At 65.7% G+C, this 25710-nt stretch carries 30 protein-coding genes, 1 tRNA gene and 1 pseudogene; 13 read left to right on the top strand and 19 right to left on the bottom strand.

What is annotated here, in order from left to right; all coding sequences use genetic code 11:
- Positions 1-130 precede the first annotated feature (130 nt).
- Positions 131-982 carry a pantoate--beta-alanine ligase gene (gene panC, locus ML401_RS14340; protein WP_259206163.1) on the top strand — a complete coding sequence of 284 codons (852 nt, stop codon included), beginning with the start codon at positions 131-133 and terminating at the stop codon, positions 980-982.
- On the opposite strand, the gene ML401_RS14335 is transcribed toward panC, so the two are convergent.
- The 4 genes from ML401_RS14335 to ML401_RS14320 all read right to left on the bottom strand — a co-directional run bounded on the left by ML401_RS14335 (position 979) and on the right by ML401_RS14320 (position 3807).
- Entirely contained in the window at positions 979-1419 is a 441-nt protein-coding gene (locus ML401_RS14335; protein ID WP_194407641.1) for a DUF1489 family protein, read from the bottom strand. The genes panC and ML401_RS14335 overlap by 4 nt on opposite strands.
- Before the next feature lie 42 nt (positions 1420-1461).
- Positions 1462-2460 carry a hypothetical protein gene (locus ML401_RS14330; RefSeq protein ID WP_285812292.1) on the bottom strand — a complete coding sequence of 333 codons (999 nt, stop codon included), beginning with the start codon at positions 2458-2460 and terminating at the stop codon, positions 1462-1464.
- Between the two features lie 174 nt (positions 2461-2634).
- A complete protein-coding gene (locus tag ML401_RS14325) occupies positions 2635-2838 on the bottom strand; it encodes a hypothetical protein (protein ID WP_148773938.1) in 204 nt (67 codons plus the stop codon).
- A gap of 306 nt (positions 2839-3144) precedes the next feature.
- Positions 3145-3807, bottom strand: coding sequence for a glutathione S-transferase family protein (locus ML401_RS14320; protein ID WP_285812291.1), 663 nt, complete (start codon positions 3805-3807; stop codon positions 3145-3147).
- Positions 3808-3929: 122 nt separating this feature from the next.
- Between ML401_RS14320 and ML401_RS14315 the strand changes: the two genes are divergently transcribed.
- Positions 3930-4643, top strand: a complete 714-nt coding sequence (locus tag ML401_RS14315; protein WP_194407638.1) for a DUF599 domain-containing protein — start codon at positions 3930-3932, stop codon at positions 4641-4643.
- A gap of 944 nt (positions 4644-5587) precedes the next feature.
- On the opposite strand, the gene ML401_RS14310 is transcribed toward ML401_RS14315, so the two are convergent.
- From ML401_RS14310 to mgtE, 4 genes are all read right to left on the bottom strand, one after another.
- Positions 5588-6556: a hypothetical protein gene (locus tag ML401_RS14310; RefSeq protein ID WP_285812290.1), complete on the bottom strand. Its 969-nt coding sequence runs from the start codon at positions 6554-6556 to the stop codon at positions 5588-5590.
- 49 nt (positions 6557-6605) lie between these two features.
- Positions 6606-7424 (bottom strand): aldo/keto reductase, encoded by an 819-nt coding sequence (locus ML401_RS14305; protein ID WP_285812289.1) that lies wholly within the window; start codon positions 7422-7424, stop codon positions 6606-6608.
- A 149-nt stretch (positions 7425-7573) separates the two neighbouring features.
- Entirely contained in the window at positions 7574-7891 is a 318-nt protein-coding gene (locus tag ML401_RS14300; protein ID WP_194408266.1) for a DNA-binding transcriptional regulator, read from the bottom strand.
- Between the two features lie 109 nt (positions 7892-8000).
- Positions 8001-9422 carry a magnesium transporter gene (gene mgtE / locus ML401_RS14295; RefSeq protein ID WP_194407635.1) on the bottom strand — a complete coding sequence of 474 codons (1422 nt, stop codon included), beginning with the start codon at positions 9420-9422 and terminating at the stop codon, positions 8001-8003.
- 116 nt (positions 9423-9538) lie between these two features.
- Between mgtE and ML401_RS14290 the strand changes: the two genes are divergently transcribed.
- Positions 9539-10312 (top strand): polysaccharide deacetylase family protein, encoded by a 774-nt coding sequence (locus ML401_RS14290; RefSeq protein WP_285812288.1) that lies wholly within the window; start codon positions 9539-9541, stop codon positions 10310-10312.
- 179 nt (positions 10313-10491) lie between these two features.
- Positions 10492-11763 (top strand): polysaccharide deacetylase family protein, encoded by a 1272-nt coding sequence (locus tag ML401_RS14285; RefSeq protein ID WP_211418032.1) that lies wholly within the window; start codon positions 10492-10494, stop codon positions 11761-11763.
- 1 nt (position 11764) lies between these two features.
- On the opposite strand, the gene ML401_RS14280 is transcribed toward ML401_RS14285, so the two are convergent.
- Positions 11765-12139 carry a hypothetical protein gene (locus tag ML401_RS14280; protein ID WP_211418033.1) on the bottom strand — a complete coding sequence of 125 codons (375 nt, stop codon included), beginning with the start codon at positions 12137-12139 and terminating at the stop codon, positions 11765-11767.
- A gap of 263 nt (positions 12140-12402) precedes the next feature.
- Here ML401_RS14280 and ML401_RS14275 point away from each other — a divergent pair, with 263 nt between their 5' ends.
- Positions 12403-12660, top strand: coding sequence for a hypothetical protein (locus tag ML401_RS14275; RefSeq protein ID WP_174719081.1), 258 nt, complete (start codon positions 12403-12405; stop codon positions 12658-12660).
- A gap of 9 nt (positions 12661-12669) precedes the next feature.
- On the opposite strand, the gene ML401_RS14270 is transcribed toward ML401_RS14275, so the two are convergent.
- From ML401_RS14270 to ML401_RS14250, 5 genes are read right to left on the bottom strand one after another with little or no spacing between them, the layout of a single operon-like run.
- Complete coding sequence (locus ML401_RS14270; protein ID WP_259206139.1) at positions 12670-12858, bottom strand: hypothetical protein; 189 nt, start codon at positions 12856-12858, stop codon at positions 12670-12672.
- 58 nt (positions 12859-12916) lie between these two features.
- Positions 12917-13816 carry an NAD(P)/FAD-dependent oxidoreductase gene (locus tag ML401_RS14265; RefSeq protein WP_285812287.1) on the bottom strand — a complete coding sequence of 300 codons (900 nt, stop codon included), beginning with the start codon at positions 13814-13816 and terminating at the stop codon, positions 12917-12919.
- Complete coding sequence (locus tag ML401_RS14260; RefSeq protein ID WP_285812286.1) at positions 13813-14889, bottom strand: flavodoxin family protein; 1077 nt, start codon at positions 14887-14889, stop codon at positions 13813-13815. The genes ML401_RS14265 and ML401_RS14260 overlap by 4 nt, the downstream gene beginning before the upstream one ends.
- 60 nt (positions 14890-14949) lie before the next feature.
- Complete coding sequence (locus ML401_RS14255) at positions 14950-15150, bottom strand: hypothetical protein (RefSeq protein ID WP_285812285.1); 201 nt, start codon at positions 15148-15150, stop codon at positions 14950-14952.
- Entirely contained in the window at positions 15150-15359 is a 210-nt protein-coding gene (locus ML401_RS14250) for a hypothetical protein (protein WP_259206125.1), read from the bottom strand. The genes ML401_RS14255 and ML401_RS14250 overlap by 1 nt, the downstream gene beginning before the upstream one ends.
- Positions 15360-15542: 183 nt before the next feature.
- On the opposite strand from ML401_RS14250, the gene ML401_RS14245 reads away from it, so the two are divergent.
- Entirely contained in the window at positions 15543-15827 is a 285-nt protein-coding gene (locus ML401_RS14245) for a hypothetical protein (RefSeq protein ID WP_057197072.1), read from the top strand.
- 174 nt (positions 15828-16001) lie between these two features.
- Here the strand turns inward: ML401_RS14245 and ML401_RS14240 are convergent, their stop codons facing one another.
- Complete coding sequence (locus ML401_RS14240; protein WP_212068438.1) at positions 16002-16199, bottom strand: hypothetical protein; 198 nt, start codon at positions 16197-16199, stop codon at positions 16002-16004.
- A 627-nt stretch (positions 16200-16826) separates the two neighbouring features.
- Positions 16827-17609, bottom strand: coding sequence for an SDR family oxidoreductase (locus ML401_RS14235; RefSeq protein ID WP_285812284.1), 783 nt, complete (start codon positions 17607-17609; stop codon positions 16827-16829).
- A gap of 152 nt (positions 17610-17761) precedes the next feature.
- On the opposite strand from ML401_RS14235, the gene ML401_RS14230 reads away from it, so the two are divergent.
- The 5 genes from ML401_RS14230 to ML401_RS14210 all read left to right on the top strand — a co-directional run bounded on the left by ML401_RS14230 (position 17762) and on the right by ML401_RS14210 (position 22559).
- Positions 17762-18937 (top strand): zinc-dependent alcohol dehydrogenase, encoded by a 1176-nt coding sequence (locus ML401_RS14230; protein ID WP_285812283.1) that lies wholly within the window; start codon positions 17762-17764, stop codon positions 18935-18937.
- Positions 18938-18949: 12 nt separating this feature from the next.
- The gene (locus ML401_RS14225) at positions 18950-19519 is read left to right on the top strand and encodes a hypothetical protein (protein ID WP_259206119.1); all 570 of its coding nucleotides are present in this window, start codon (positions 18950-18952) and stop codon (positions 19517-19519) included.
- Positions 19500-21104: an alpha-amylase family glycosyl hydrolase gene (locus tag ML401_RS14220; protein WP_285812282.1), complete on the top strand. Its 1605-nt coding sequence runs from the start codon at positions 19500-19502 to the stop codon at positions 21102-21104. Before ML401_RS14225 ends, ML401_RS14220 begins: the two co-directional genes overlap by 20 nt.
- A gap of 142 nt (positions 21105-21246) precedes the next feature.
- Positions 21247-21426, top strand: a complete 180-nt coding sequence (locus tag ML401_RS14215) for a CsbD family protein (RefSeq protein WP_212068365.1) — start codon at positions 21247-21249, stop codon at positions 21424-21426.
- 17 nt (positions 21427-21443) lie between these two features.
- On the top strand, positions 21444-22559 hold the full coding sequence (locus tag ML401_RS14210) for a DUF305 domain-containing protein (protein ID WP_285812281.1): 1116 nt from the start codon (positions 21444-21446) through the stop codon (positions 22557-22559).
- A gap of 15 nt (positions 22560-22574) precedes the next feature.
- Here ML401_RS14210 and ML401_RS14205 read toward each other — a convergent pair.
- The 3 genes and pseudogenes from ML401_RS14205 to ML401_RS14195 all read right to left on the bottom strand — a co-directional run.
- Positions 22575-23180, bottom strand: a pseudogene (locus ML401_RS14205) (cysteine hydrolase family protein); the annotation flags it as partial.
- Between the two features lie 259 nt (positions 23181-23439).
- Positions 23440-23524 (bottom strand) — tRNA-Leu (locus ML401_RS14200).
- 183 nt (positions 23525-23707) lie between these two features.
- A complete protein-coding gene (locus ML401_RS14195; protein ID WP_018647371.1) occupies positions 23708-23950 on the bottom strand; it encodes a FliM/FliN family flagellar motor switch protein in 243 nt (80 codons plus the stop codon).
- A gap of 68 nt (positions 23951-24018) precedes the next feature.
- Between ML401_RS14195 and lipB the strand changes: the two genes are divergently transcribed.
- Both lipB and ML401_RS14185 read left to right on the top strand, forming a co-directional pair.
- Positions 24019-24756 (top strand): lipoyl(octanoyl) transferase LipB, encoded by a 738-nt coding sequence (gene lipB / locus ML401_RS14190; protein ID WP_211418042.1) that lies wholly within the window; start codon positions 24019-24021, stop codon positions 24754-24756.
- Between the two features lie 200 nt (positions 24757-24956).
- Positions 24957-25670, top strand: coding sequence for a DNA helicase (locus tag ML401_RS14185; RefSeq protein ID WP_285812280.1), 714 nt, complete (start codon positions 24957-24959; stop codon positions 25668-25670).
- Positions 25671-25710 lie beyond the last annotated feature (40 nt).

Raw genomic sequence — 25710 nt, 5'->3', positions numbered from 1 at the left:
TGTCGCGCGCGGTCTTGCGCGGGATGCTGTGCCGCATCCGGATGCATGGCGTCCATGATCGCTGCTTGTTAAGGTTAGTCGCCCCAGGCGCAGGTCACGTCGCGCCGATTCCCAACACTGCCGAGTCCTGATGTCATCAAGCCCCCTGATCGCCCGCACGGTCCCGACCCTGCGCCGCGCCGTCGACAATCTTCGCAAGCGAAAGGCCACGATTGCGCTGGTCCCGACCATGGGAGCCCTCCATGACGGGCATGTGTCTCTCGTCCGCCTCGCCAAGCGGCGTGCCAGCCGCGTCGTGGTGTCGATCTTCGTCAACCCGACCCAGTTCGCCCCGACCGAGGATTTCGGCGCCTATCCGCGCACCTGGAAGGCCGACATCGCCAAGCTCGCGGCCGAGGACGTCGACATCGTCTGGCATCCGGACGTCAAGGCGATGTATCCGGAAGGCTTCGTCACCCGAATCGTACCGGAAGGGCCGGCGCTCGCGGGCCTCGAGGATCGCTTCCGCCCGCATTTCTTCGGCGGCGTTGCCACCGTGGTCGGCAAGCTGTTCACGCAGGTCCGGCCGGACTTCGCGATCTTCGGCGAAAAGGACTTTCAGCAGTTGCGGGTGGTGACGCAGATGGCGCGCGACCTCGACCTCGGCGTCAAGGTGATCGGCTCGCGCACCGTGCGCGAGCGCGACGGGCTCGCGATGTCCTCACGCAACGTCTACCTCTCGCCCGAGGAGCGGCAGACTGCCACCGTGCTCTACCGCGCCATGAAAGACAGCGCCGGACGGATCAAGGCGGGCGAAGCCATCGCGCCGGCGATGGCGCGCGGCGCGGAGACGATCAAGGCGGCGGGCTTTGCGCTCGACTATTACGAGGTCCGCCATGCCGAGACGCTGGCGCCGGTCACCTCGCGCAAGGACGGCGCGCTGCGGATCCTGGTCGCAGCCAAGCTCGGCACGACGCGACTGATCGACAACATCGCGGTTTAGAGCAGCCCCAGATCGCGCAATTCGCGCCGCATCGGCTCCGGCATCGCCGCGATCGAGCCGGCGGCGGACTTGCCGAGGTCGGGTGGCACGGAATCCTCGGTGAGATAGCGCCAGCCCTGGAACGGGCGCATCGGCCGCGGCGAGACCGAGACCACCTTCGGCTGCATCACGATGCGGCAGCGCCCGATACCGTCCTTGTCGCGGAACGGCTCGATGCCGATGATCTTTTCCCGCGCGGCGATCTCGCCCTTGATCACCCAATAGAGCGACCCGCCCGCGAGGATCTCGGCGTCGCGCTTGGGGACCATGCGGGTGATGTGGATGTGGTGTTGCGGCAGACCCTTCTTCTTGGCGGTCTGCATCCGTTCGGCGATCCACTCCTTCAATTCCTTGACGGAGTCGCAGCCGACGGCGAGCTTGATCAGATGTAGCGGCATGCCCAAGCATTAGCCGGGCAACGCCGCATTTGGAATGCCGATCTACTCGTTATCCGCAGCCGCAGGAGCCGCCGCGGTCGCCGGCGGGGGCGCGAGCGGAACCGGTGCTGCGGGGGCACGCGCAGCTTTCGGGGCCGGCGGCTTCTTCGCAGCAGGAGCCGAGGCCTGTGCCGAGGTCGGGGCCGGTGCGCGCGAAGCGGCCGGCGCTGCTGCTGCGTTCGCGGCTGGCGCCGCCTGCCGCGTCGTCGCCGTGGGCTCCGGATTCATGATGCTCACCGGCGGCGTCGAGTTGGCGCTCGGGAACTCCGCATTGGTCGGCCTGCCCGTCGGCGCCGAAGGCGGCAGACCCGCGAGCGCCGCAGTCGGTGGCAGCGCCGCCGTCCCCGTCGCCGTCGCGGGCGCGTTCCAGGTCGGCGCATGGCGCGCGACCAGTGCATCGTAGAGATGGGAATCCATGTTGGCCGCGACCTGCTGCTGGTCGGTCAGCGCGCGGAAAGCGGCACAGTCGAACTGGGTGCAGCCGTCGCGCACGACCAGCACCTGTGCCACGAGGCCGTAGCGATCGCGCTCCAGAGACTTGCGCAGCGCTTTCATGTCGGCCGTCAGGCTCTTCTCGGCGGTCGCGGCATCGCCGAGCGCCATCAGCCGGTCGATCCGGACTGCTGTGTAGGACACCGACGCAGCCACCGCATCCGGCGAGCCGAACAGCGCCTTCTCGCAGCCGATGGCCACGGCATCGCCGGCGAGATCGTCAAGGCAGGACAGCGCCGGCAGGTTGGCGACGACCGCACCTTGTGTGCGCGCCTCGATCGGCCCGTCCGACCCCGCCGGTCCATAGACGCGCACGGTGGCAGCACCTGCGATCGCGATGGAGAGCAGCGTAATGACGGTCAGCGCGCCATTGGCGACCGACCTGTCGGCGCGCAGCAGCGTGATCAGCAGGATCAATCCGAAGAATCCTGCCGCGGCCAGCGTCATCCACATCGGAAAGGCCGGCGAGCGCCAGATTTGGTCGAGCGAAGTGGCCCATGCCCAGTTCATGCGCGACGTCCCCTCACGCGAGCAGAGAGCGAATGGTCAAGCGAGTACCGCGAGTCGGCAATTGCCCCCCGCCACCTTGTGAAGGTGAAGCGGGCCTTTTGACGGCGGCAGAACACTATTCCCTGATGGCACCAATGCGCGAAACGCGTCGGCCTTCAGGAACGCGATCGGACTTCAGGACAGCGCGAGCTGGCTTTCCTTGGCGACGCGTTCGAAGGCTTCGGTCGAGCTCTTGATCCGATACTGACAGTCGTCGCCTTCGGTCGGCAGCAGACGGATGACCTCGTACGAGCCGCTGGCAGCAGGACGCGCGACGTTGCTGGCCGTGAACAATACGCGCGTTCCAATCGGGAATTTGTGCTTCAACACCCTCTCCATCACTCAAACAACGCCTGCCTCGCCCATGGTCCCACTACGACGGCCGGCCGGAAACCCAGGCGCTGTATAGCACGCGAGTTGTGGTTTTGGCCAGTGCCATGCCAGCATAGCAAACGCCCATATTTGGTAGTCTTTTCAGAGTGATAGAGATGGAACCGATGGGCCGACGATACCGTTGGGCCGCGCGTTCAGGCGGCATGTCGCAGCCGGTGTCGCAGCCCGTGCGATCCAGGGGCCCAGGTCAATTTCCGGACCATGAGCGCCGCCGGCCGGCAAGCGGCCAGCGGCCTCGGACAGACCCGGCGATCAGGCGTCCTCGAACTTGGCAATTACGAGCGTTTCGGCGAGCCCCTCGCGGGTCCATTCCTGGAACGCCGGCAGCGCCATCATCGTCTCCATATAGGCCTTGGTGTCCGGCGCGACGTCGATCGCGTAGGTGCGCAGGCGGTGCACGACCGGCGCGTACATCGCGTCCGCCGCGCCGAAACGGCCGAACAGGAACGGACCTTTCGCGCCGTAACGCGCACGGCACTCGCGCCAGATCTCCTCGACGCGCGCGACGTTGGCTTTTGCGTCGGCCGACAATGCGATCGCACGCACCGGCCGATGCAGGTTCATGCCGCATTCGCTGCGCAGCGCCACGAAGCCGGAATGCATCTCGGCGCACACCGACCGGGCATGGGCGCGCGCGGCGACATCGTCGGGCCACAACTTCACTTCCGGATAGCGCTCGGCGACGTATTCGATGATGGCGAGCGAATCCCACACCGTGACGTCGCCGTCGACCAGCACCGGCACCTTGCCGGCGCGGCTGAAGGACAGGATCTGCTCCTTGTCCGCGGGATTGTCGGTGTAGAGCGGAATCAGCGTCTCCACGAACGGGATGTCGTTGGCGCGCAGCGCGAGCCAGGGCCGCATCGACCATGACGAGTAGTTCTTGTTGCCGATCGCGAGTTTCAGCGCAGCCATGCCATCAGTCCTTCCCGAGACGCTTTGAAGCGAGCCGCTTTTAACGCCATCGCCTGCCGCCAATCAATCGTTGCCGCCTCCTGCCATGCGTGGCAATCGTGGCGGCTTCCGAGGAGAGACAGATGAGCAGGCATTGGGTCGACGTCACCGCGGTCGGCTTCTTCATCGTCGAATGGCTGGTCTATGCCCTGACGCTGGAACATTCGGCTTACGGCCGGGACAGCCTGTCGGCGCGCATGAACCGCTACCGCGAGGTCTGGGTCCGCCGCCTGCTCGACCGCGACACCCGCATGGTCGACATGCAGATCATGGCCTCGTTGCAGAACGGCACCGCCTTCTTCGCCTCGACCAGCCTGTTCGCGCTTGGGGGCGCGCTGGCGCTGCTGCATGCCACCAACGACGCCATCACGATCCTGAGCAAGCTGCCGATCGACCTCAGCACCTCGCCGGCCATGTGGGAGCTGAAATGCGTCGGCCTCGTGCTGATCTGCGTCTACGCCTTCTTCAAGTTCGCCTGGGCCTATCGCCTGTTCAACTATGTCGCGATCCTGTTCGGCGGCATGCCGCCGGCGGAGCGGCGCGACACGCCGGAGGCGGAAGCCCACGTCATCCGCACCTCGCGCCTGTTCGAATCCGCCGGCCGCCATTTCAACCGCGGCCAGCGCGCCTTCTTCTTCGCGCTCGGCTATCTCGGCTGGTTTGTCAGCCCCTGGGTGCTGTTCGTCACCACCGCCGCCGTGGTGGTCGTGACTTGGCGACGGCAATTCGCCTCCAGCGCCTGGGCCGCGATGGCGCCGGAGGCGGACGGTGATGAGGGGATCAGGCGCGGTCATTGAGAGCGGCTGTGCGACGCGGCGCGGTGCCGTAAGTTGGGCAAAGGCGCAAAGCGCCCTGCCCACGTGTCCGACGACGATACGCAAAGTCGTGGGCACGCTTCGCTTTGCACACCTACGAGATCGAGCTTGTGGCAGGCAGCTTGAATCGCGGACATGGCTTCTCGTCCTCGCGGCTTGTTCGCCCGAGCTTTGCTTCGTCTCGCCGCCCTCAAATCCAGGAGGGCGCAGGGAAGGCCGGGTGCCGACATCGCACCCGCGGTCCGCTGCGCGAAATGCACGCGCACGCAGAAAACCGCACAGCAGCATACAGGTGGTGCCGATCACTCGGCCTTCCCTGCGCGATGGTCGGACGGGTTATGCCGCGCTCTCCCGGGAGCCGAACTTTCCTTTGGCCTCCCTCGCCGTTCGAATTGGATCATGCCGTCCACCCGGTTGGGCTCGCGCGCATCTTCAAACCGGCTTGACCGTAGCAACGACGGCCAGGACCACACGGTTTTGCCGTACGCACGGCCCGCCATGCCGCCGCAGTATTTCCAGCCCTGTCGACGGAGCTGAAAACTTACAGGCGAGACGAAGCCTAGCAGCGCCGTTCGTCTGCACGCGGCCGCGAGCTCACAGGGACACCCCGCCCTGCCCGCACCTCTCGTGCCTACGCTGCCGCGTCCACCGCAAACCCGGCTCGCGATCAAGACGACCTCGAGATCGCCCCTCCTGGATGAGCCGGGATGGCCGACACATACGCCAAAACCGAATTTCGGCAAAGTGGAATATTTTCGCAGCAACGGATTGACAGAGGCCGACACAGGCGCGGTCGCGCAGCCCGGATGGAGCGCAGCGCGATCCGGGGCCGCTCGCCCAGCATTTTGCACCGTCCCGGATTACGCGGAGCCTGTCATCGGGCGGCGCTTCGCGCCGACCCGTTGGCTCCATCCGGGCTACGAGAGCTACCCTCCGAGATCCCGTGGGCTGAACGGCAGGTCCAGCACCTTCCATTCCTCGTAGAGATTGGCAGGCAGCATCTTGTAGGGCTGGCAGTTCTGCAGAGCGCTCATCGCGGACTTCACGAGGGCCACGCCTTTCGCGGACGGCGGGGCTTCGAGCAGGATCGGCTCGCGGGCCAGCGTGCCGTCGGTCGCGAACACCGTGCGCAGCTTGATGTGAATGTTGTCAGTCGAGCTAAGTCCGGCCGGCATTTTCGCACAGCTGCGCAAATGGCTGCGAAGCGCGGCGACGATTTCGGCCGGCAGCTTGGCTGCGATCGAATCCTTGGCGTCGCCGCCATCGTCCTTGGGGGCGTCTTTCGGCAGCGACAGCGGCAATTCAGGCGGCAGTCCCAGCATGACGCCATACTTGACGGTGACGTCGGGCTGCGGCGCCTGATAGGCCGGCGGCGGCGCGGCTTGCTGCTGCGGCATCGCCTCGGGCTGCGGCGGCGGTTGAGGCTGGGGTTGCTGCGGCGGCTGCTGTTGGGGTGGAGGCTGTTGTTGCGGCTGCGCGTTGGCCTCGCGCGGCTTCGGCGAAGGCTGCTGCTGCGGTTGTTGCTGCTGCGGCTGTTGCTGCGCGGGCCGTTGCGGTTCAGGCGACGGTGATGGCGATGGCGCTGCGGCCGGCTGCTGAGCCGCAGGCTTCGACGCCGCGGGCGCCTTTTCCTTGTCGGTGATATCCAGCTTCGGCAGCTTCAGATCGGGGAGCGGCTCCGGGGGCTTCTCCTTGACCTCTTCCTTGACCTTCTCCTCCGCTTTGGCCTCCTCCTCTTTCACCTGCTCCGGCGTGACGATGTCCACCGTGACCGTTTCGGGCGACTGGCTGCGAAACGGATGGACTTCGCTGATCACGATGATCAGCGCCACCAGCGTCAGATGCGCGATCGCCGACGCTGCAACGTCCGTCCGTATGATTGTCCGCAGTTCCATTGCCCGATCTTGGATTGCCGCCCTGCTGTTAGCATACCGCGGTCTCCCCTCAATCCCATTTCGGGGCGAAGCCGAAGTCGGTCAGGCGGCCCTTCGGATTGGCGAGCGAGGCGATCTGGCTCATCTCCTCGTCCGACAGCTCGAAATCGAAGATCTCGATGTTTTCAGAGAGGCGCTCGATGCGCGAGGTGCGCGGGATCGCAGCGACATTCTGTTGCACCAGCCAGCGCAGGCAGACCTGCGCCGGCGACTTGTGGTGGCTGCGCCCGATCTCGGCCAGCGTCTGGTCGGTCTTGATGCGCCCCTTGGCGATCGGGCTGTAGGCGACGAGGGCGAGGCCATGATGGTCGCAGGTCGCCCTCACCTTCGCCTGGTCGAGATAGGGATGGTACTCGACCTGGTTGCAGACGAGCGGCTCCGGCGATAGCGCCACCGCCTGTTCGACCAGCGCCACCGTGAAATTGGAGACGCCGATGTGGCGGGTCAGGCCCATCGTCTTGGCATGCGACAGCGCGCCAAGCGTCTCCGCCAGCGGCACGTGCGAATTGGGCCAGTGCAGCAGCAGCAGGTCGACGCTCGGAAGCCGCATTCGCGCCAGGCTCTCCTTGACCGAGCGCTCGAGATCGTGGGGCGCGAAATGGTTGGTCCAGACCTTGGTGGTGAGGAAGACGTCGTCGCGCCGCACGCCCGAAGCGCGCAAGCCGTCGCCGACCTCGCGTTCATTGTCGTAGGCCTGGGCGGTGTCGATGTGGCGATAGCCGAGCCGCAGCGCCTGCTCGACCACGCGCGCGGCAGGCCTTCCGCTCAGCTCCCAGGTCCCGAGCCCGATCGCCGGGATTCTCGCGCCATTGGCCTCGACGAACAGCATGAGGACTCCTCTTCCGTTGCGTCAGCCCCAAACCTCATCAGGCGGCATTATGGACCCCGCCCATGACGCTGCCAACGGAGGCCGCAACAGTTCGGCGGGTTATTTGGCGCAATGCTAACGGGAGGTTCGCGTCGAAGCCGGTTGGTCCGTCAGGCCTTGGCGAGCGCCTGGAACACCGTATCCGGGGCGTGCGCGATCACTGCGAGCAGCGCGCGGGCCGGTCCCCGTGGAGCACGTTTGCCCTGCTCCCAATTGCGGATCGTCTCGACGGGAACGCCGAGCTTGGCGGCGAACTCCATCTGGGTCAGGCAAGCGCGGCGGCGCAAATCACGCACCGCGAGCGAGGATGCCTCGGCGGGCGCGGCATTGGCCGTAGGCTCGACCGCAGACGGTTGGACCGGAAACTCCTGCCCGTCCCGCACTTCGACGATCCGTCCGTCCGCCTTCAATCGCACACGCATGCTTATTCCCCCAAGCGCGGGCGATGATGCGGCAGGTCGCTTAAGTTCGGATTAAAAGGTCGTGCATGGGGTCTCGTACCCCGGACGCGGCGCAGCGCGCCCGGGACGACACGCCCTACCTCAGCCCGAACCAGAGCGTCGCGATGCCGAGGAAGGAGAAGAAGCCGACGACGTCGGTGACGGTGGTGACGAACGTTCCCGACGCCACCGCCGGATCGGCCCTGACGCGCTCCAGCGCCATCGGGATCAGGATGCCGCCGAGCGCGCCGGCGATGAGGTTGCAGACCATCGCAAGCCCGATGACGATGCCGAGGCCCGGGATCTTGAACCAGGCGACCGCCGCGATGCCCGTGATCACCGCGAAGGCGAGACCATTGATCAGGCCGACCAGGCCCTCGCGCATCACCACGCGCCAGGCGTTGGAGGCGCCGAGCTCGCGCGTTGCCAGCGCCCGCACCGCCACCGTCATGGTCTGGGTCGCGGCGTTGCCGCCCTGGCTCGCCACGATCGGGGCGAGCACGGCGAGCGCGACCATCTTCTCGAGCTGGCCCTCGAACAGGCCGAGCACGGAGGATGCGAGGAAGGCGGTGGCGAGATTGACCAGCAGCCAGTTGAAGCGGCCGCGCGCGATGGTCAGGAAGGTATCCGACAGCTCTTCGTCGCTGGTGACGCCGCCGAGCGCCTTGAGGTCCTCGTCCGCCTCCTCCTCGATGACGTCGACGACGTCGTCGACGGTGATGACGCCGACCAGGCGATCCTGGGTGTCGAGCACGGGGGCTGCGACGAGATTGTACTTGCCGAACATGCGCGCCACCTCCTCCTGGTCCTCCAGGACGGAGACGCGGCGGCGGTCCTCGTCGGTCAGCTCGGTCAGCGCGATCGGCCGGCGCGCGCGCAGCAGCACGTCGAGGGGGACCGCGCCCTGCCAGTGCTGGTCCTTGTCGACGACATAGATCTCGTAGAAGCGGTCGGGCAGATCCGGCGTCTCGCGCATGTAGTCGATAGCCTGGCCCACGGTGAAATCCTGGGGCACCGCGATGAACTCGGTCTGCATGCGGCGGCCCGCGGAATTCTCCGGGTACAGCAGGCTGCGCTCGAGCGCGACGCGCTCCTTCAGCGGCAGCTTCTCGAGGATCTCCTCCTGCTCGGCCTGGTCGAGGGTCTCCAGCAGCTCGACCGCATCGTCGGATTCGAGCTCGCGGACACCCTCGGCGACCGTCTCCGGCGGCAGTTCCTCCAGGATCTCCTCGCGGACGGCCTCGTCGACCTCGTTCAGCGCGGAGAAGTCGAAGTCGGCCCCGGTGAGTTCGACCAGGCGGACGCGGTCGTCGGGCTCCAGAGCGCCGATGAGATCGCCGAGATCGGCCTCGTGCAGCTCGGCGACGCAGGCACGCAGCGAGGCGCTGTCGCCGGCCTCGATCGCACGCGCGATCTCCTCGACGAATTCGTGCCTGATGTCGCCGTCTTCATTGCGCATCGGCACGTGGTCGAGTACCGAATCCGCAACGGGTGCGGCCACGTCCATATGTTCATCCATGGCGTGCCTCGCCGTTTGACAGGTTGGAACGGGTGATCTGGGCTGACGGTTCAGGCAATACCCACAAGGCAACTCCGAGCGCAATGACAAAGATGCTTCGACTGAGGTGGATCTCGATGGCGGTGGCAGCGGCCCTCGCCGCGCTCGCCGGCATCGCCGCGACGGAGGCCGCCGAGTGCCCGCGCAAGGATGCGCTCGGCACCTCGCGCGTGCTGAGTGTCGATGCCAAGACATATCCGCGCGTCGGCCTGAAGAGCTTTCCGCAGACGCTGCCGCTGGCCGATCGTGAGGTCGTGCTGACCTTCGACGACGGACCGAACCCGCCGACGACATCGAAGGTGCTGGCGGCGCTGGCGCAGGAATGCGTGCGCGCGACCTTCTTCCTGATCGGCCTGCACGCCTCCCAGCAGCCTGACATGGTCAAGCGCATCGCGCGCGAGGGCCACACCATCGGCCATCACACCTACTCGCATCCGTTCATGGCGCGGATCCCGTTCGACAAGGCCAGGAGCGAGATCGACCGCGGCATCGCGGCCGTCGAGACGGCGCTGCACGGGGCCGCGACGACGACGCCCTCGACGCCGTTCTTCCGCTTTCCCTATTTCGAGGGCACGCCGGCCCAGCTCGACCTGCTGCAATCGCGCGGCATCGTGGTGTTCGGGGCCGACCTCTGGGCCAGCGACTGGAACGAGATGACGCCGGAGCAGGAATTGAAGCTCGTCACGGAGCGCCTCGCCGCGAGCGGCAAGGGCATCGTCCTCTTCCACGACCCCAAGGCCCGCACCGCCGCGATCATGCCGGCCTTCCTCCGCTATCTGCGCGAGAACGGCTACCGAATCGTCCACATCGTACCGTCAGCCCCGCCGCAGAAGAATGCCGATGCGCGCTGATGCCGGAATGTCACGCCCACGCAAAATGGGGTGATTTGGGGCCTATTAACACTCTGTTCATGCTACGCCCTGCAAATGGACGGGGATCTTGTGGCGGAAAGGGCCTCTGGCGCCTGAACCGTTTCCTGATGTCTCCGACCTACTATGGCGGCAATCGCTTATGAGGGCAGACCGGGTTCATGATCGGAAGTAGCGTTGTATTGCGGACGCGATCGTGGATCGTCCTTTGCCTCGGATTGCTGACCGTCGGATCGCCGGCGGCGCTCGCGGCCGACTGTCCGGGCCATCCCGACGCGCTCGGAACCTCCCGCACCCTCGTGGTCGATCCGCGCGAGCACCCGCGCATCGGCACCATGCAGTACCGCGAGACGCTGCCGCTGAAGGACCACGAAGTCGTTTTGACCTTCGATGACGGTCCGCTGCCGAAATATTCCAACCAGGTCCTCAAGATGCTCGACGACGAGTGCATCAAGGCGACCTTCTTCATCATCGGCAGCCAAGCCAAGGCGAACCCGGAAGGCGTGCGCAAGCTGGTGGCGGCGGGGCACACCGTCGGCACCCACAGCATGAACCATCCGCTGACCTTCGACCGGATGCCGCTCGAGAAGTTCGAGCCCGAGATCAACGGCGGCATCGAGTGGACCTCGGCCGCGATGACGGACCCGTCCAAGCTCGCCCCGTTCTTCCGCATTCCCGGCCTGATGCGCGCCGAGGGTGTCGAGAATTACTTGATCTCACGCGGCATCCAGGTCTGGAGCGCCGACTTCCCGGCCGACGACTGGCGCCATGTCTCGTCCGACCGCGTCTACCAGCTCGCGATCCAGCGGCTGGAGGCCAAGGGCAAGGGCATTCTGCTGCTGCACGACATCCAGGCCCGCACGGTGGCGGCGCTGCCGAAAATCATCCGCGACCTCAAGGCGCGCGGCTATCGCATCGTGCATGTGGTGCCGGCGACCGCCGACCGGCCGGCAACGCCGACCACCCCGGTGGAATGGCTGCTGCATCCGCCGACCGAGACGGTGCCGATCGCGCGTTGGCCGGCCGTGCCGCACTTCGTGTTCACCGAGACGCGGACGCTCCCGGCGCCCTCGCTCGCCGACCTCAATGCGGAAGCCGCGCATCAATCGCTGCTGCCGCGCCGGACCAAAGGGCAGATGGATCTCGCATCCACCCTGCCCGTGCCCGGCCGCGCGCTGTTTGCGATTCCGGAAGGCTCGGTCGAGGTGCTGCTGTCGACGACCTTGTCGCGGCGTGCCGCGACGCGGCTGGCGATGGCGGCCGAGAGGCCGGCCGGAGGCAAGGTCGCAAAGGGCAAGACGGCCAGCAAGACAGCCAAGCCCCAGGCCCGGCACGCCGCGCATGCGGCACCGGTCGCACCCAAGCACGCCGCGCAGGTCAAGAACGGTACGCCGCGCCCGACCCGCGTCGCCAGTCTGAAGAAGCGCGCCTAGTTCACTGCCGCATGATGGCGGCGACGCAGAGCAGCACGATCAGCGCCAGGAAGAACAGGTCCATATAGGACTTGAGCTCGCCGTCGCGCCGCAGCCGGGCAACGTCAGCCACGACCTGCTTGCGCGCGTTCGTCCCGCCGGAGCCATCGTTGATCGGCCCCTGAAGGCGCCGCGTCTCGGCCTCCAGCTTCTCGATCTTCTGGTAAAAGTAGAACGCGCGCAGCGTCGAGACGGCGCGCATGGCGGCATAGACCAGCACCAGGATCGCCAGGATCGCCCGGTTCGGATATTTCTCCATGAAGTTCAGGCTGAAATACACCATCGCCATGAACGCGAAATTGGTGAGAAAGCGGTAGACGAAGCTGAGAAAAACCATGCTGGCTCAAGCCTTGAAGGAGGCAACCGGGATCGTGCTGCCCAATGCAGGATCAAGGGCCCAGACCGGAACCGCCAGCCGACCCCTGCAGGCGTCCGTCTACGCCAACATTATTTCAACAAAGATACCACGGCCCCACAACTTGCCGCCTTTTAGCCACGCGCTGCCATAATGCAAGGGCGCGGCCTCCCGCAACGGCTCAATGGCGGTTTGGCGGAAGTCGCGATAGACTATCGCGTTGCCGCCACATCCGGGGTCTGCCGATGCCGAAGAAGGGAATCACCGGCCACGACGAGTGGGTTCTGACCGAGGCCCTCGCGACCGCCCTGGTCGCGCTGGAGCAGCTCGAACCCAAGCACCAGCCGAACGCGCATATGGACGACATCCGCAAGATGCTCTCGAGCGGCAAGGAGCCGGCGGCGGTGAGCCTGCACCTCGCCCAGGCCAAATGCCGCCTGTTTCCCGACCTCGATCCGCTGGAGATCTACCGGGAATACGGGATCGGCGAGGAATACGGCTGAAGAGCCAGCTTAAGGCCCGCCCGCCACCGATCCCGCGATCACCATGACCAGTGCGCCGAGATCGATCCTGCCGTTGACGGTCAGCTCGTCCGAGCCTTGCGCATCCTTGGCGCCATCGATCTGCAACGCTTGCGGCCGGTTATCGGCCTGACGTTGCAGCTCGCCGATGATGGCGTCCTTCAGTTTCTCTTCCAGCATGGGATTGGGTCCTTCGCGCATTCCTCTCACTCAAGGCCAAGCCGCGCCCTTCGTTCCGTCATGCCAGACGCCGCGGCAGGCTGTGGTGGATGTTGCACGCGGCAACGGCGGCGTGGCCGAAGGCGACGGAGATCTGATGCAGATCGGTAATGACATCGCCGATGCCGTAGAGGCCGTGGACCGACGTGCGCTGGTGCGCGTCGACCTTCAGATAGCCCTCGGTGTCGTGCTCGGCCCCCAGCGACACCGCGAGTTGCGAACGCACCTCGGCCCCCATCGCTGGATAGACCATGTCGAATGGCATCGTCCGGCCGTCGGCGAATACGGCCTCGATGCCCTCGCCCCTCCGCCGCAAATGCAGATCGGGCGCGAACAGGAGCTCGACACCGGTATCGCGCAGCTCCGGGGTTGCGCCCTTCTGGTCATCCTGCCCGGTTGCGAGCAGCGTCACGTCGCGCGAATAGCCACGCAGGAACAGCGCCTTGCTGGCGGCGCGGTGCAACGGGCCGATGACGCCAATGCGACGGCCCCTCGCCTCGAAGGCGTCGCAGACGGGACAATAGCGCAGCACCCCGTCCGCGACCGCGCCGCGCCACTCCGCGAACGGCGGATGGGTGTCGACGATGCCGCTGGCCAGGATGACGGTGGAAGCGGCATGCGCGTCGCCGTTCCAGCTCGCTTCAAAACCGTCCCCGTGCCGCCGCAACGCGGTGACCTCGGCCTGCACGCGCGCGACGGCGAGCTCGTCCAGTTGCGCCGACATCCGCTCGATCAGCTCGGTGCCTGAGAGGCCGTGAACGAAGCCGGGAACGTTGTGGCTGCGCGGGATCAGCGCGGCGCGGCTTGTGCCCGCGTCCACGACACAGACGCTGCGGCGGAAGCGCGCCAGATAGATCGCGGCCATCAGTCCGGCAGGGCCGCCGCCGACTATCAGGCAATCAAAGGGCGCACCGGTCATTTCGGGTTCGGGTCCTGGAGACCGGCTCCGGGCTCCTGCAGGCGCCCGCTCCTTGCCAAATGGACGGCGTTGCCGAGCGCGCGCGCCGCGTTCCGCACCTCCTGCTGGAATTCGCCGTCTTCATCGAGCGCGTGATGCGAGGTCGCATACGGCTCCATGTAGCCGACATAACCGTCGAGCTCGGCGAAGCGCCCCGCCGAGATCAGCTGCATGTCGGTCAGCCAGTCCGACAAGGCACGGCGCACGCCCTCGGCACCGACGGCATCGCCGTGAACGACGATGCCGAAATGACGGCCGGCGAGATGGCGCGGATAGGGCCAGCCCTTCAGCTCCATGGCCTTGGCTTCATCCGCCTTCTTGCCGTGCGTCGAGGTCGGATCGGGATTGCCGCCGTCGGCGCAGACCATGCGGTCCATCATCGCCTTGAGGCCCGAGGGCACGTGATACCAGTTCACCGGCGTCACGATCAGGATGCCGTGAGCGGCCACCCACAACGGATAGATCTCATTCATCCAGTCGCCAGTCTGCGACAGCGAATAATTCGGATAGCAACTGCACGGCCAGTGACAGAGCGGCATGGCGGTGCTGACGCAGGATTTGCAAGGATGGATCGTCTTGCCGAATTCCGAGGCGAGGCGCGACAGATCGAGGATGTCGACGGTAAACCCCATCTCGACGAAAACAGGCTCGGCCAGCTCGACCAGCCGCCAGGTCTTGGACATCTCGCCGGGACAGGTGTGCTCGCTGCGGGCCGAGCCGTTGACGAGAAGGATGCGCGGCGTCTCGTTCGCATCATCGTGCCGCCGCTGGGCTTCGAGAATTCTTGCGCGCGCATCCAGCCAGTCGACGGCGATGTCGTAGTCGGGATCGGAAAAGCCTTCGCCTGCTTTCCGCGTCAAGGGCGCCTTGCGCGAATGGCTGTAGGCGTCCCAGGCCGCAGCGACGATGGCATCGAGCTCGCGCTGCAGCGGGGCAAAGGCGGGATCGACAAAGCGAGCCCTGTAGCGCCGCTCGAACTCCTGGCGCGTCAGCTTGACGGGCGGCATCCCCTGGCGAATTTCGGCGTCCGTCATACTGGCTCCGGCGAAGTCGGTCTCCGACCAACCCGGGGCGCTGGACACGGTTCCTTCCGGTTACTGGCGGGCCACTTCCTGCGGCGCATCGAATTTCGCGATGCGCCGGTCCAGCCGCCACAGCTCGATGCGGTGGGCCAGCACGAGCGCGGCGGCTTCGCGCTTGGCCTCCTCGTCATGGTCGCAGACGAGGTTGATGCATCCGAACACCTGCCCGTCCGGATCGATCTGGAACGCGCGGTAATGCTTGATGCCGCCCATTATGATGTCCCTCGTCTGGGCAAGACGGGTGCGCTCAGCCAGTCCGTGAGGTTCGAGGTCAATTCGTTCTGCCTGGCGCGTTGCAGCAGCATCTCCCGCTCCCTGCCGGGCGGCAGGTTGCGCGCGCGCTCGCGGGCGCTTTCGGCGAAAGCGGCCAATCGCTCCTGAAGCGATTGGGTCTGTTTCCTGCGGTTGCGTTTGGCGGTCATGGGACTTTCACAGCGGGTTTCGGATGGAAAGAACTGGTAGCTTCCGCCCCAATTCGCGGTTCCGGCATTTCCATAAGTTAACGCTGCGTGATTTTGCGCAAGCGACCGGCGCGCGGCGCCAGATTGCGGCGGAACCGAAATGCTGATTCGTATGTTCAAGAACGAGCCTGAAGGAGGATCATCATGGCAAAAGCAGCATGGAAGCGGCCGGGCTCACCGATCGGCCGCAAGGGACCGCGCAAGGCGAACCCGGCCTACAAGCGCCGGGCGCGGCAGCCCTGGACGCCCGCGGATGTCAGCAAGCTGAAGCAGCTCGCGAAAGGTAACACGCCGACCGGCGTGATGAGCATCAAGCTGCAGCGCCCGGTCGCGGCCATCCGCAGCAAGGCGCAGCGCGAAGGGATTTCGCTGCGGCCCGTCAACCGCTCGCCTTACAACCGGCGAACCAAAGCGGCGAAGCGGCGTTGACGACGCGCACCGCCGGGTGACAACCGGACACAACGGGGACGATGGACGTGGCGCTCATTTTTCCGGTTTCTGCCCACGACATCAGCGCATCGGTACGCGCCGACATCTAACCCGTTCCCGGCGCGTGCAGCCTTGGCAGGCTGCGCGCTTGCTAGCAACTTACCTAGCGGCCACTTAAACGGGTGGCTGCAGGCCCGGTGACCTCAGCCATTCGCTCATCTGGGAGCCTGTCTCAGCCTGGCGGGCCTTGCGCAGCATCTCGTCCCGCGCTGCACCGGGCGGCAGCAATTTGGCCTCCTCACGGAGCCGCTTGGCCTCGGCCGCCAGCCGCGCCTCCAACGTATCCTCGTGTTTCGTCCGACGCCGCATCATCGTCATGGGCGTTATCCCCTGTCAGTCAGCGGAGCGCGCCGTTGCGTTCACATGTTGATGACGCCAGATGCAATTGCATTTGGCGCCCACTTAACGTTCCGGAAGCGGAACGGTTCTCCTTCGCCCGAAACTTTCTCAGCACGGGTGCATCAGTTACTCAATGTACTCAACGGCGTAGCTCACTCAAACCACGTCGCCGCCGCCGCACTGTTCACCCGGGAGCCGCTGAACCGTCAGCGCGGGCTCGCGCGGCCAGGCCCAATTCGTGCAACGATTGCCGATGACGGAAGCTGACGAGGATCGGCCGACGATCAAAACAGATGCGCGAATGCGAGCCAGGCTGTCACCGCCAGACAAAGAAGGACTGCCGCATAAGGCAGAGCGACCCGCATCACCGCCTCGTGCCCCATCAGCTCATCATCATCCATTCAATCGCGCCCGTCATCACGGCATAACCGTAATGGGTCGCCGCATTTGCATGCGGTCCACCGTCAACGCAGCACCGTCCTGCCGGAAGCAGTCTGACCAATCGGCGAACTCAGCGCATCGGGCTATGAATCGGCCGCGACGCCTTGTCCAGCGTTTATTAGCTGGCCGATTGTCGCGGGGGCTGAGGCGTCCTCCAGCTCACGATTTCGCCGTCCCAGGCTCAGCCATCTTGCGATGCTGCTTGGCCAGCATCTCGTTCGGCGTAACATTGGCGACCGTGCTCTGGATCTTGTTCTTCAGCCCGGTGACGATGTCGGCCTCCCCGCGCAGCATGGCATCGAAACCAGCCTTGGCGACGTCGTAGGCGCCGTCCTTCTGCTCGGTGCCGACCTTGGTGTCCATCATACCGGCGCGGCGAAAGAATTCTGTGTCGGTGGCGCCCGGCATCAGGCAGGTCACGGTGACATCGCTGTCCCGCAACTCTTCGCGGAGCGCGAACGAGAACGAGTCGAGGAACGCCTTGCTGGCGTTATAGGCCGCCTGGAAGCTGCCGGGCGTGAAGCCGGCGATCGATCCCGTGATCAGGATGCGGCCGGCATTGCGGCGAAGCATCTCGTTGCCGACGCGGTGGAGCAGATAAAGCGTCCCCGTGATGTTGGTGTCGATTAGGTGTTTCACCTGGGCGAAGTCCTGATCGAGGAACGCCTTGCCGAGGCCGACGCCGGCATTGGCGAGCAGCGCATCGATCGGCCGGTCGCCGACCGCGGTGCAGAGCTTGTCGACGCCTTCGGTGGTGGACAGATCGGCCTCGACCGGCTCCACGCTGCCGCCCAGCCGGCGCAGATCGACCGCGACCCGCGCGATCTCTGATTCATCCGCCGCGATGACGAGATTGAAACCTGCCTGGGCACAGCACCTGGCGAGCTCCAGGCCGATGCCGGTGGAGGCGCCGGTGACGACGGCGAGCTGATTGGCGGGCATGGCACATGTCCTTGCGATGAGATGATGACGCCCAATCACTCCGCCGGCATCTCGTTCCTATCCTTCGCGGTGCGAAGAATTGGGCGCCGCTTAGCAACCATCGTTCATTTCTGGACTTGAGTGGCAATTGGGTTCAGCCGAGAGGACGAAAGATGAAGGCGCTGGTTTGGCACGGCAAGGAGGACATCCGCTGCGATACCGTCACCGACCCTGAGATCCAGGACCCGCGCGACGCCATCATCAAGGTCACGAGCTGCGCCATCTGCGGCTCCGATCTGCATCTGTTCCACAATTTCATTCCGGGCATGCTGCCCGGCGACATCATGGGCCACGAGACCATGGGTGAAGTGGTCGAGGTCGGCTCGGGGGTCGACGGCAAGCTGAAGAAGGGCGACCGCATCGTCGTGCCCTTCACGATCATCTGCGGCGAATGCGAGCAGTGCAAGCGCGGCAATTTTTCCGTCTGTGAGACCACCAACCGCAAGCGCCATCTCGCCGACAAGGTATTCGGGCACGCCACCGCCGGTCTGTTCGGCTACACGCATTTGACCGGCGGCTATCCCGGCGGCCAGGCCGAATATCTGCGCGTGCCCTATGCCGACGCCACCCATATCAAGGTGCCCGCAGGCATCCCCGACGAGCAACTCTTGTTCCTCAGCGATATCTTCCCAACCGGCTGGCAGGCTGCCGCGCAATGCGACATCGAGCCGACCGACACGGTCGCGATCTGGGGCTGTGGTCCGGTCGGCCAAATGGCGATCCGCAGCGCCATCCTGCTCGGCGCCAATCAGGTGATCGCGATCGACTGCCTGCCCGAACGCCTCAGCATGGCGGAAGCCGGCGGCGCCACCACCATCAACTTCGAGACCGAGAGCGTGCTGGAGCGGCTGCAGGACCTGACCGACGGCAAGGGCCCGGAGAAATGCATCGATTGCGTCGGCATGGAATCGCATGTGATGGCCTCGCTGCCCGACACCCTGCTCGACCGCGCCAAGCAGATGGTGATGGCGGAGAGCGACCGGCCCCACGTGCTGCGCGAGATGATCTATGTCTGCCGTCCCGGCGGCATCATCTCGGTGCCGGGCGTCTACAGCGGAATGTCCGACATGCTGCCAATGGGCGCTTTCATGAACAAGGGCCTGACGATGCGCACCGGGCAGACCCACGTCAACCGCTGGACCGACGATCTGCTTCGCCGCATCGAGGACGGCGAGATCGATCCGTCCTTCGTCATCACCCACACCGTCCCGCTCGAACAGGGACCGGAGATGTACCAGGTGTTTCGCGACAAGCGCGATTCCTGCGTCAAGGTCGTGCTGAAACCCTAAGGGAGCAAGCCCATGTTTCATTTCTCCAACATCGTGCGCACCAAGGGCGATCCGAAGATCGTCGAAGGCGGCCCGAGCCTCAAGCAGCCGGTGGACCAGCTCGCCCGGGCGCTCGGCTGGTTCAGCATCGGCCTCGGAGTCGTCGAATTGTTCGCGCCGCGGCGCGTCACGGAAACGCTGGGCATGGAAGGCCATGAGACGCTGGTGCGGTCCTTCGGCATCCGCGAGATCATGGCCGGGATCATGACTCTGTCGGTCGAGAAGAATGCCGGCCTGTGGGCCCGCGTCGGCGGCGACGGCCTCGATGCCGCGGCGCTGCTGTCGGGGCTGACGCCGGACAATCCCAAGAAGGGCAATATTGCACTGGCGCTGCTGATGGTCGGCGGCATCGCCATGCTCGACTACCGGACCGCGCAGGCGACCAAGCCGCGGCGCCCGGCGCGCGATGCACGCCGCAAGCTCTATCCGAACCGCAGCGGTTTCCCCAAGGGCATCGAGAGCGTCCGGACCGCGGCGAGGCAGATCGCGGCTCACGCCCGGCAGAACGAGGTCAAGCAAGGTGATGAGCGTCGAGTCCCCTGACAAAGCCAAGTGGTGGGAATCCGCCGTCATCTACGAGATCGCACTGATCTCCTTCCAGGACTCCAACGGCGACGGCAAGGGCGACCTCGCCGGACTGATGTCGCGCATCGACTATCTGAAATGGCTCGGCGTCGACGCGGTCTGGCTGACGCCTATCTACAAGAGCCCGTTCCGCGACCTCGGCTACGACATTTCCGATTATTGCTCGGTCGATCCTGCTTTCGGCAGCCTGGAGGAGTTCGACCAGTTGCTCAAGGCGCTGCACGGCGAAAACATCCGCCTCATCCTCGACCTCGTCCCCAATCACACCGCCAATGATCATTCCTGGTTCGTCGAGAGTTCGAGCTCGCGCCATGGCACCAAGGCCGATTGGTATATCTGGGCCGATGCGGCCGATAATGGCGGGCCGCCCAACAACTGGCTCAGTCGTTTCGGCGGCAGCGGCTGGGAATGGTGCGAGGCGCGGCGGCAATATTACTATCACTCCTTCCTGGTCGAGCAGCCCGACCTGAACTGGCGCAACCCGCAGCTGCGCGATGCGATCGCCGACGTCATGCGGTTCTGGCTCGACCGCGGCGTGGACGGCTTTCGCGTCGATGCCAGCGCGGTCCTGATCAAGGACGCGCTCATGCGCGACAATCCGCCGAACCCCCAGGCCGAGGGCAAGCCGCCGCCGCAGCGTCAGACACCCGTCTTCACCGACGACCGGCCGGAGACGATGGATTGCATCGAGTTCATCCGCGAGGTGATCGACACCTATCCGGGGCGCATGCTCTGCGGCGAGGTCCAGGGCAAGACCGACCGCATCGGCCATTTCTATGGCAACGGCAAGCCGCGCCTGCATCTGCCACTCAATTTCGCGCTGCTCGATACGCCCTGGAACGCGCTATCGCTGCAAGCAGCGATCGATGCTTACTTCAACGCGATCCCGGACCATGGCTGGCCGGTCTGGGTGATCGGCGGCCACGACAAGCAGCGGATCGCGAGCAAGATCGGCGAGGCGCAGATGCGCGTGCTGGCGATGCTGTTGATGACACTACGGGGCACGCCGTTCTTTTTCATGGGCGACGAGATCGGCCGCAAGCGCGTTCCGATACCGTCCGACCGCGTGCGCGATCCCTTCGAGAAGCTCGTGCCCGGGTTCGGCCTGTGCCGCGATCCCGAGCGCGCGCCGATGCGCTGGGACGAAAATCCCGACGGCGGCTTCACCAATGGCGAGCCGTGGCTGCCGCTGGAGAGTCCGGATGGCGCCGCCAACGTCGCCGCGCAGCAGCGCGACGAGCGTTCGATGTTGGCGCTGTTTCGCGCGCTGATGGCGCTGCGGCGCGAGCACGCGTGCCTGCGCCGGGGCGGTTACGAGCCGCTGCGTTCGCAGAACGACGTGCTCGCCTTTGGACGGACCGACGGTGCCGACGGATTCCTGATCGCGCTCAACATCGCTGCCGAACCGCGGAAATACCACTGGCAAGGAAGGGGCCGTCTGATGATGTCGACGCACCTGGACCGACCGCCCGAGCCATTGCCGGATGCATCCATCCTGCTCCGCGGCAATGAAGGCGTGATCATCGCGATTGAAGTGCGGTAACGGCAGGAACCATCCGCGCATCAGCGCGTCTGATCAACGCCTCCGTCATCCCCCCTGCCGGAGGCGGACTGCGAAACCGCACCGCCCCGGCGCTCGCCCCCTTCAGGCGCCGGGGTTGGCGGCGCAAGTTTGGAGGCAGGCCATGACCAGGACGAAGGGCCTTCGGCAGCGCATCGTCGGCAAGACCAGGCAGGCTGTCGGCGAGATCATCGGCGACCAGGATCTCCACGATGACGGCAAGGCGGAAGCCGAGCGTGGCCGCGACGACCAGGACAAGCCGAGTGAACTCAATCCCCTGAAGAAGCTCAAGCAGCTGACGTGAACGCGGAGCCGCGACCGTTGCGGTTCAGGGAGCAGCAGCGACGTTCGCGCTGGCTCGCCGCCGCCGAGCTCGGCCTGATCAGCAGCACGTTCTCGACCCTGGTCAGCCAGCTGTTCGCCGCCCGCATCGGCCGCGATGCCGCGGTCGACTGGATGACGGTCGCCGCCATCCCGCTGCGCGACGGGGCGCTCAGCGCGGAGCCGTCATGGAGCGCGATCCTTGCCGGCATCGCCTTCCACCAATGGGCGGATTTTTCCTGGGCGCTGGTGTTCTTTGGCGTGCTCGGGCGGTGGACCGCGGACCTACGGCCGCTCACGATCCTGCTGCTGGCGCTGCCGTGGGCGGCGTTCACCTCAGCCACGGAATGGTTCGGGCTGGTGCCGCTGTTTCCGTTCTGGCAGCCGCTGTTCACGCTGCAGCAGCCCTACTGGATCGGACTGCTGGTCCATGGCTGCTCGGCTTTGATGTACCCGCTGTTCGCCCGGCTGCGCTGGCGGCGCGGCCAGGTGCCGGCGCGCGACATTCGCTTCACCAATGCCTGGACCATGGGCGCGCTCGCCATGGTCGCGCTGCTCGGCGCGACCGAGTTGTTCGGCAGCCACGGCTACGAAGTCCCGTGGATGGGCCGCGACAGGGACGCGGACCAGAGCTACATCAGGCACATGACGGCGCATCACGCCCAAGGCATCGAGCTGGCGCGGATCGCCGCCGAACAGGCTCAGGACCCGCATCTGCGCAAGCTCGCGATTCTGATGGTCGCGAGCCAGGCCGGCGAGAGCAGGATCTTCGAGAATTGGTGGCTGAGCTGGTTCGACATGGAGATGCCCGATTGCAGCACGGAAGAACGCGCCACGATGCCCGGCTACTTGACGCCGGCCGAGATGCGCGCGGTGAAGGCCGCACCGCCCGGCCAGTTCGACACGGTCTTCGTCGATGCCATGAGCAGGCATCATGCCGGTGCGGTCAGGATGGCCGACCGGATGTGGCGGAGCCGCGGCGATCCGCGCCTGCGCATCATGGCCCACGCCATTCGCCACGCGCAGCAGGGCGAGATCGCGTTGATGCATGGCGTGGACGGCGCTGCGGCCGTCGCCACCGCCTTCCGCAACATGTTCGGCGACAATTTCAATTGAGCCGATGGCACCCCACTCCCGCCAGAACTCGGCCAGCTCCTCCGCGGTCACGAGGTCGACCTGGCCGTGGAAGCGGGTGCGGTACATGGTCATGAGCGCATCGTGCCCGACGTCCGACGATGAGCACAGCGCGTCCTCGACGATGACGACCCGGAAGCCGAGATCGACCGCACTCAGCACCGTCGAGAGCACGCAGACGTCGGTCTCTGCGCCCGAGATCACGACCGTGCCGACGTTCTTGTCGACCAGCAAAGTCGCAAGCGCGGGATTGCTGAACGCGGAATAGGCCGGCTTGTCGATGATCGCGGCCGGCGGAACGAACCTGGTGAGGGCCGGCACGAGATCGAGGGCGGACGGCGGGAGATTCCTGCGCGTTGCCTGGTGCCATCGATGAAAATAGCGCTGCCACTGCCCGCGACGATCCGCGGGATCTTCCGGGGTGATGAAGCGCGTGAAGACGGTTCTGGCCTGATAACGAGCAACGATCGAAGCGATCGTCGGCAGGACCCGCTCCATCCACGGCGTCGCCCACAAACCGCCGGGAGCGAAAATGTTCTGCATGTCGATGCAGAGGTGAACGGCGTCCCTGATCTCGGCGACGTCCGACGCGCTGTTTCTCATTGTCCTCCACCGGCGAACGCATGCCGCGGCACGTCCGCGGCGGCTTACCTGCAAATGCGATCCCGACGGCCCTCGTTCCGTATTCATGCAGCCGATGATCGAGCAGACCGAGCCCGGGTATGCCACGGCCCCGCCGAATCGAGGCCGGGATGAGCTGACGCCGGGGATGAGCGGCGGACGAGAGCAGCGCGGCACGAGGTCGTGCGCGCCCGATCGAGCTTTGAAAAAAGCTTAGCTATTTCAGTGACAAACGAGGATTTGGTGCGCTCGGAGGGACTCGAACCCCCACGATTTTACTCACTGCCACCTCAAGGCAGCGCGTCTACCAGTTCCGCCACGAGCGCTTTGGGGATGCCGGCTTGAGGCTTGAAGGCCGGCCGGATCAACGGCGCCGATCTAACAAATCCATCAGAGGGGTACAAGCCTGCAAAGGCCCTGAATTCCACAAGCTTTGCAGGAAAGTTCAGGCTCCTTGCCCAAATCGGCCCTGACCCGATGTAGGGGCCGCTACCGCGTGCCCAGGCGGGCTACCGCGTGCCCGGCGAGCGCGGCAGCATCTGCTTGACCTCGACCGCGATTCGGTTGCGATCCACCAGCACGACCCCGGAGGCGACCGGCAGGTTGTTGGCGAGGACCTTGACCTCGTCGGCCTCGGTTGCGTCCAGCTCGATGATGGCGCCGCGGGAAAGACGTAATACCTGATGGATCGGCATGGTGGTCGTCCCGAGGACGACCATGAGATCCACGGTGACTTTATCGAGAGTGGGCACTGTTAGGACCGCCGCAACTAGGGACTTGGCATTTGCACCTGCGATCATCACCACGTTATGGTTAGCCAATGGTTAATTCACCTCAAAACCCCCGCGAACAGCTCGATTTGACGTCGTTTTCCGCTGCCGGCGGCGAGCCCGTCGAATGGCGAATCTCGGACGCGCCGGTGGCCTATCCGGAGGCGGTCGCCGCCATGGAGGCGCGGGTCGCCGCGATCGCGGCCGGCGAGGCGCCGGAGCTGGTCTGGCTGTTGGAGCATCCCCCGCTCTACACCTCGGGGACCTCGGGCAAGGAAACCGACCTGCTCGATGCCCGATTCCCGACCTTCGCCACCGGCCGCGGCGGCCAGCTCACCTATCACGGGCCCGGCCAGCGCGTGGCCTATGTCATGCTCGACCTCAAGCGCCGCCGGCCGGACGTCCGGGCCTATGTCGCGAGCCTGGAGGAATTGATCCTGAAGACGCTGGCCGCCTTCAACGTCCGCGGCGAACGGCGCGAGGACCGGGTCGGCGTCTGGGTGAAGCGGCCCGACAAGGGGCCTGAGCACGAGGACAAGATCGCGGCGATCGGCGTGCGCTTGAAGCGCTGGGTCTCGTTCCACGGCATCGCCATCAATGTCGAGCCGGAGCTGTCGCATTTCGCCGGCATCGTGCCGTGCGGGGTCGTCGATCCCCGTTACGGCGTCACCTCGCTGGTCGACCTCGGCCAGCTCGTGACCATGGCTGACGTCGATATCGCGCTGCGCCAGGCGTTCGAGCAGTTGTTCGGGCCGACCCGCGCGCCAGTGGCGGAAGCGGCCGCCTGATCTAGTCCTGTTGAAGACGCACTGTCTCGCGTTCTCCGCCGCCGCAGAATCGGCCATTCTCAAGTCCGGTGCCGCCCACGCCTCCCCCCTCCGCCGGGAAAGCAGACCTCATGCAGGGCGATGAGATCATCGGACCGACTGTTCGAGCGCTGGGCATAAGGAGGGATTGCGTTACCTGCTCGCAATGGGAGGTTTTGACGATGAGACTCTCTGCGCCGATCTATCATCTCAAGCGAAAAGCAAAGCGCCTGTCCCGCGACGAAAACATTCCGCTGCACGACGCGCTCGACCGCGTCGCCGCGACGGAGGGCTTTTCCGCCTGGAGCATGCTCGCGGCGAAAGCCGCCGCGATGACGCCGGCGAACAGGCTATTCCCGCAATTCCACCCCGGCGACCTCGTGCTCGTCGGCGCGCGGCCCGGTCAGGGCAAGACCTTGATGAGCCTCGAGCTTGCCGTGGAGGCCATGAAGTCGGGCCACCGCGCCGCGTTCTTCTCGCTCGAATATACCGAGCAGGATGTTTTCGATCGCTTGCGTGCGATCGGCGTCGAGCCCGCGCAATTCGATGACCTCTTCGAGGTCGACTGCTCCGACGCCATCAGCGCCGATTACGTCGTCAAGCAGATGGCAGCAGCGCCCCGTGGCACGGTCGTGGTGATCGACTATCTGCAGCTGCTCGACCAGAGGCGGGAAAACCCCGACCTCGCCGTTCAGGTGGGCGCACTGAAGTCCTTCGCGCGCGACCGGGGACTGATCGTCGTCTTCATCTCGCAGATCGACCGATCCTATGATCCCCAGGTCAAGCCCTGCCCTGATCTCGGCGACATCAGGCTGCCCAACCCGCTGGACCTGACGCTGTTCGACAAGGCATGCTTTTTGAACAATTCCGAAGTCCAGTTCAGCACCGCGAGCTGACGATCAGGCCGCGGGTGAGACTCCTCACCCGCGGCCTGCA

Origin of the sequence: Bradyrhizobium sp. 62B (genome assembly GCF_030272265.2) — a bacterium.
GTDB lineage: Bacteria > Pseudomonadota > Alphaproteobacteria > Rhizobiales > Xanthobacteraceae > Bradyrhizobium.
The sequence above is the reverse complement of the archived record's forward strand: the minus strand, read 5'-3'. Positions and strand labels throughout refer to the sequence as shown.

Coding starts and splice junctions, on each gene's coding strand:
- ML401_RS14275 (WP_174719081.1), top strand. CDS start 12,403: ATGCCGAAGAAGGGAATCACCGGCCACGACGAGTGGGTTCTGACCGAG.
- ML401_RS14280 (WP_211418033.1), bottom strand. CDS start 12,139: ATGGTTTTTCTCAGCTTCGTCTACCGCTTTCTCACCAATTTCGCGTTC.
- ML401_RS14240 (WP_212068438.1), bottom strand. CDS start 16,199: ATGATGCGGCGTCGGACGAAACACGAGGATACGTTGGAGGCGCGGCTG.
- ML401_RS14265 (WP_285812287.1), bottom strand. CDS start 13,816: ATGACCGGTGCGCCCTTTGATTGCCTGATAGTCGGCGGCGGCCCTGCC.
- ML401_RS14245 (WP_057197072.1), top strand. CDS start 15,543: ATGGCAAAAGCAGCATGGAAGCGGCCGGGCTCACCGATCGGCCGCAAG.
- ML401_RS14215 (WP_212068365.1), top strand. CDS start 21,247: ATGACCAGGACGAAGGGCCTTCGGCAGCGCATCGTCGGCAAGACCAGG.
- ML401_RS14335 (WP_194407641.1), bottom strand. CDS start 1,419: ATGCCGCTACATCTGATCAAGCTCGCCGTCGGCTGCGACTCCGTCAAG.
- ML401_RS14250 (WP_259206125.1), bottom strand. CDS start 15,359: ATGACCGCCAAACGCAACCGCAGGAAACAGACCCAATCGCTTCAGGAG.
- ML401_RS14290 (WP_285812288.1), top strand. CDS start 9,539: ATGGCGGTGGCAGCGGCCCTCGCCGCGCTCGCCGGCATCGCCGCGACG.
- ML401_RS14220 (WP_285812282.1), top strand. CDS start 19,500: ATGAGCGTCGAGTCCCCTGACAAAGCCAAGTGGTGGGAATCCGCCGTC.
- ML401_RS14225 (WP_259206119.1), top strand. CDS start 18,950: ATGTTTCATTTCTCCAACATCGTGCGCACCAAGGGCGATCCGAAGATC.
- mgtE (WP_194407635.1), bottom strand. CDS start 9,422: ATGGATGAACATATGGACGTGGCCGCACCCGTTGCGGATTCGGTACTC.
- ML401_RS14185 (WP_285812280.1), top strand. CDS start 24,957: ATGAGACTCTCTGCGCCGATCTATCATCTCAAGCGAAAAGCAAAGCGC.
- lipB (WP_211418042.1), top strand. CDS start 24,019: ATGGTTAATTCACCTCAAAACCCCCGCGAACAGCTCGATTTGACGTCG.
- ML401_RS14315 (WP_194407638.1), top strand. CDS start 3,930: ATGAGCAGGCATTGGGTCGACGTCACCGCGGTCGGCTTCTTCATCGTC.
- ML401_RS14230 (WP_285812283.1), top strand. CDS start 17,762: ATGAAGGCGCTGGTTTGGCACGGCAAGGAGGACATCCGCTGCGATACC.
- panC (WP_259206163.1), top strand. CDS start 131: ATGTCATCAAGCCCCCTGATCGCCCGCACGGTCCCGACCCTGCGCCGC.
- ML401_RS14255 (WP_285812285.1), bottom strand. CDS start 15,150: ATGGGCGGCATCAAGCATTACCGCGCGTTCCAGATCGATCCGGACGGG.
- ML401_RS14305 (WP_285812289.1), bottom strand. CDS start 7,424: ATGCTGTTCGTCGAGGCCAATGGCGCGAGAATCCCGGCGATCGGGCTC.
- ML401_RS14325 (WP_148773938.1), bottom strand. CDS start 2,838: ATGGAGAGGGTGTTGAAGCACAAATTCCCGATTGGAACGCGCGTATTG.
- ML401_RS14310 (WP_285812290.1), bottom strand. CDS start 6,556: ATGGAACTGCGGACAATCATACGGACGGACGTTGCAGCGTCGGCGATC.
- ML401_RS14260 (WP_285812286.1), bottom strand. CDS start 14,889: ATGACGGACGCCGAAATTCGCCAGGGGATGCCGCCCGTCAAGCTGACG.
- ML401_RS14320 (WP_285812291.1), bottom strand. CDS start 3,807: ATGGCTGCGCTGAAACTCGCGATCGGCAACAAGAACTACTCGTCATGG.
- ML401_RS14330 (WP_285812292.1), bottom strand. CDS start 2,460: ATGAACTGGGCATGGGCCACTTCGCTCGACCAAATCTGGCGCTCGCCG.
- ML401_RS14285 (WP_211418032.1), top strand. CDS start 10,492: ATGATCGGAAGTAGCGTTGTATTGCGGACGCGATCGTGGATCGTCCTT.
- ML401_RS14235 (WP_285812284.1), bottom strand. CDS start 17,609: ATGCCCGCCAATCAGCTCGCCGTCGTCACCGGCGCCTCCACCGGCATC.
- ML401_RS14270 (WP_259206139.1), bottom strand. CDS start 12,858: ATGCTGGAAGAGAAACTGAAGGACGCCATCATCGGCGAGCTGCAACGT.